This window comes from Sphingobium sp. ba1 (assembly GCF_000743655.1).
In the GTDB taxonomy this organism is placed as follows: Bacteria; Pseudomonadota; Alphaproteobacteria; order Sphingomonadales; family Sphingomonadaceae; genus Sphingobium.
This window is the reverse complement of sequence record NZ_JPPQ01000006.1, coordinates 165,401-169,466: the sequence shown is the minus strand read 5'-3', so window position 1 is coordinate 169,466 and position 4,066 is coordinate 165,401. Positions and strand designations below refer to the sequence as shown.

General features: G+C 61.0%; 3 protein-coding genes. All 3 read left to right on the top strand.

The window, feature by feature from the left end; all coding sequences use genetic code 11:
• Positions 1–195 precede the first annotated feature (195 nt).
• Positions 196–1,830 (top strand): TldD/PmbA family protein, encoded by a 1,635-nt coding sequence (locus IL54_RS00945; protein ID WP_037472265.1) that lies wholly within the window; start codon positions 196–198, stop codon positions 1,828–1,830.
• 21 nt (positions 1,831–1,851) lie between these two features.
• On the top strand, positions 1,852–3,186 hold the full coding sequence (locus IL54_RS00940) for a TldD/PmbA family protein (RefSeq protein ID WP_037472264.1): 1,335 nt from the start codon (positions 1,852–1,854) through the stop codon (positions 3,184–3,186).
• A gap of 163 nt (positions 3,187–3,349) precedes the next feature.
• Positions 3,350–4,045 (top strand): DUF4159 domain-containing protein, encoded by a 696-nt coding sequence (locus IL54_RS00935; protein WP_037472263.1) that lies wholly within the window; start codon positions 3,350–3,352, stop codon positions 4,043–4,045.
• Positions 4,046–4,066: the final 21 nt, after the last annotated feature.

Genomic DNA, 4,066 nt, shown 5'->3' with positions numbered 1-4,066 from the left:
GCATCCCTCTGGCCAGCCGCTTTCGACAGATGTCATATGTCGAAAGCGGCGACCCCCATGTTGTTCGAATGTAAAAGATATTTGACCCGCCGCGTCCACCCGGCGATGATCCCCCGCATCGGACGGCCGACCGGCCGCTTCCCAATCACTATCCGACCCGCATCATGCGGGCGTTCCGCAGGTGGGAGACGAACCTTGCACAGACGTGATTTTCTGGCTTTTGGGGCCATGGGTGTCGGGGGGCTTGTCCTCCCATCGATGTTCGGCAAGGTTATTGCCGCCGAGGAATTGAACAGCGCGATCGACGTCGCCGTCAAGAAGGCGCTGGCCGACGCCGCGATGAACGCGGCCGAAAGCGCGGGCGCATCCTATTGCGACGTGCGCGTCGGCCGCTACCTGCGCCAGTTCGTCATCACCCGCGAACGCAATGTCGAAAATGTCGTCAACACCGAATCGAGCGGCGTCGGCATCCGCGTGCTGGCCGACGGCGCCTGGGGCTTTGCCGCCACCAATGCGATGACCACCGATGCCGTGGCCAAGGCCGCGCAGCAGGCGGTCGCCATCGCCAAGGCGAACGCACCGACGCAGACCGCGCCTGTTCAGCTTGCCCCGGTCAAGGGCGTCGGCGAAGTATCCTGGCGCACGCCGATCGCCAAGAACAGCATGACCGTGCCGATCAAGGACAAGGTCGACCTGCTGATGGGCGTCAACGCCGCCGCCATGGATGCAGGCGCGGACTTCATCAGCTCCATCCTGTTCCTGGTCAACGAGCAGAAATATTTCGCCAGCACCGATGGCAGCTATATCGACCAGGATGTCCACCGCATCTGGGCACCGATGGAAGTCACCGCCGTCGACAAGAAGACCGGCAAGTTCCGCGTCCGCGACGGCCTGTCCGCGCCCATGGGCCTGGGCTTTGAATATCTTGACGGGCGCGCGGCGGATAAGACCGTCGGTCCCAACGGCATCATCAGCTACGGCATGTCCTACGACATGAAGGAAGACGCGATCGCCGCGACCAAACAGGCGCGCGAGAAGCTGACCGCCAAATCGGTGAAGCCGGGCAAATATGATCTGGTGCTCGACCCCAATCATCTCGGCCTCACCATCCATGAAACGGTCGGCCATCCGCTCGAACTGGATCGCGTGCTGGGCTATGAAGCCAATTATGCCGGCACCAGCTTCGCGACGATGGACAAGCTCAAGGCCAATTTCCAATATGGCAGCGACAAGGTCAACATCGTCGCCGACAAGACGCAGCCAGGCAGCCTGGGCGCGGTCGCCTATGATGATGAAGGCGTGAAGACCAAGAAGTGGGATCTGATCCGCAACGGCAAGCTGGTCGGTTATCAGGCCACCCGCGATCAGGCGCATATCGAGGGCAAGAGCGAAAGCGACGGCTGCTCCTACGCCGATAGCTGGTCCAATGTGCAGTTCCAGCGCATGGCCAACATCTCGCTGGAACCCGGCAAGGACAAGATGAGCGTCGCCGACATGATCAGCAATGTCGAGGATGGCATCTATATCCTGGGCCGCGGTTCCTTCTCGATCGATCAGCAGCGCTACAACGCCCAGTTCGGCGGCACGCTCTTCTACGAGATCAAGAACGGCAAGATCACGCAGCCGCTGGAGGATGTCGCCTATCAGATCAGGACGCCCGAATTCTGGGCCGCCTGCTCGGCGATCTGCGATTCCAGCGACTATCGCATGTTCGGCTCCTTCTTCGACGGCAAGGGACAGCCTTCGCAGGTTTCCGCCGTGTCGCACGGGTCATCGACCACCCGCTTCGACGGCATCAACGTCATCAACACCGCGCGTTCGCTCGGCTGATCGCTCAGGGGAGTTAGTATAATGGGCATCTTTACCGAAGCACAGGCGAAGGACATTCTGACCAAAGTGGTCGCCATGTCGAAAGCCGACGAATGCACCGCGCAACTGACCGGCCAGATTCAGGGCAATGTGCGCTTTGCGCTCAACAATGTCTCGACCGCCGGCCTGACCGACGACACCGACCTGCAGGTCCAGGTCGCCTATGGCAAGCGGGTCGGCATCGCCACGATCAACCAGTTTGACGACGCCTCGCTCGAACGAGTCGTGCGCCGCGCCGAAGAATTGGCCAAGCTCGCCCCGGAAAACCCGGAATTCATGCCGGCCGTGGACAAGCAGGTCTATAAGACCAGCCCGACCTTCAGCGAAGCGACCGCCGCGATCACCCCCGTTTATCGGGCCAAGGTCGCCGCCGCCTCGATCACGGCGTGCAAGGCGCAGAATCTGATCGCCGCCGGTTTTCTGGAGGATGGCCAGAGCTTCGTCGCCTTCGCCAACAGCAAGGGCAATTTCGGCTATCAGCGCTCGACCGTGCTGGACTATACCTGTACCGTCCGCACCGAAGACGGGCGCGGGTCCGGCTGGGTCGGCACCGATACGCAGGACGCCACCCGCTTCAAGGTCGAGGATGATATCCAGATCGCGATGCGCAAGGCATCGGCCTCGTCCGAAGCCAGGGCGCTGGAGCCGGGCAAATATACCGTCATCCTGGAACCGATGGCGGCCGCCGGTCTGATCGGCTTCATGTTCAACTTCTTCGGCGCCCGCGAAGCGGACGAAGGCCGCAGCTTCCTGTCGAAGGCAGGCGGCGGCAACAAGATCGGCCAGCAGGTGTTCGGGCCGCAGGTCAATTTCTACACCGACCCCTGGGATCCGGTAGCACCAAGCCTGCCCTGGGACGAAGACGGCGTCCCGCGCAAGCGCATGGACCTGGTCAAGGACGGCAAAGTCGTCGCGCTGGATTATAGCCGCTATTGGGCGCAGAAGCAGGGCAAGGCACCTGTCGGCCAGATGGGTAATATCCTGATGACGGGCGGCACCAAGTCGACCGCCGAACTGGTGCGATCGACCCAGCGCGGCGTGCTGGTCACCCGCACCTGGTATATCCGCATGGTCGATCCGCAGACGGTGTTGCTGACCGGCCTGACCCGCGACGGCACTTTCTATATCGAAAACGGGCAGATCAAATATCCGATCAAGAATTTCCGGTTCAACGAAAGCCCGGTGATCATGCTCAACAATGTCGAAGAACTCGGCAAGCCCGTCCGCGTGCCACCAGACGAAGTGTCGATGAACATCATGGTCCCGCCGATGAAACTGCGCGACTTCACCTTCACCTCGCTGTCGGACGCGGTGTAATATTGGCGTTGACGGTTACCAGATGGACGATCCTCCCCCGGCGGGGGAGGTGGCGGCACGAAGTGCTGACGGAGGGGTGTCACCCTATCGATAGCGTGACACCCCTCCGTCTGGCTACGCCAGACACCTCCCCTTCCAGGGGAGGATCGGTAATGTTCGACGCATGACCCGCAGCGATTTCCTCCGGCTAATGGCAGGCGGCTTGGCCAGCGCATTGCTGGCCCGGCCACTCGCTGCCGCCGGGGGCTATGATTTCTGGTTCACCCGCCTGCGCTATGATTCAGGCGACTGGGATGTCGATCAGCGGATGCCGTCCAACGTCATCACCTCGCTGATCGACTATACGACCTTACGGGTCGATCCGAAGGAGCATGTCCTTGCCCTGTCGGACCCCAAGATGCTGACCGCGCCCTTCTGTTACCTCGCCGGGCACAAGCTGGTCGAATTTTCACCCGCCGAGCGGCGCAATTTCGAACGCTATGTCCGCAATGGCGGCTTCGTTCTGGTGGATGATTGCAATCACGACATTGACGGCCTGTTCGCCCGCTCGTTCGAAGCGCAGATGGCCAGGATTTTCGGGGCCAAGGCGATGAAGACGCTGCCCAAAAATCATGGCCTCTATCGCAGCTTCTTCACCTTCGACGGGCCACCCAATACCGGCCTCGAACTCAATGGCTGGGGCGACGATCTGGTCCATGATTATCTCAAGGGGATAGAGGTAAATGGCCGACTGGGCGTTCTCTACAGCAACAAGGATTATGGCTGCGAATGGGACTATGACTGGCGCAACAAACGCTTCCTGGCCGAAGACAACACCAAATTCGCGGTCAATATCGTGATGTATGCGCTGTCGGTTTGATCCTCGTTCTGCCCTTTGCCT

Coding starts and splice junctions, on each gene's coding strand:
- IL54_RS00935 (WP_037472263.1), top strand. CDS start 3,350: ATGACCCGCAGCGATTTCCTCCGGCTAATGGCAGGCGGCTTGGCCAGC.
- IL54_RS00940 (WP_037472264.1), top strand. CDS start 1,852: ATGGGCATCTTTACCGAAGCACAGGCGAAGGACATTCTGACCAAAGTG.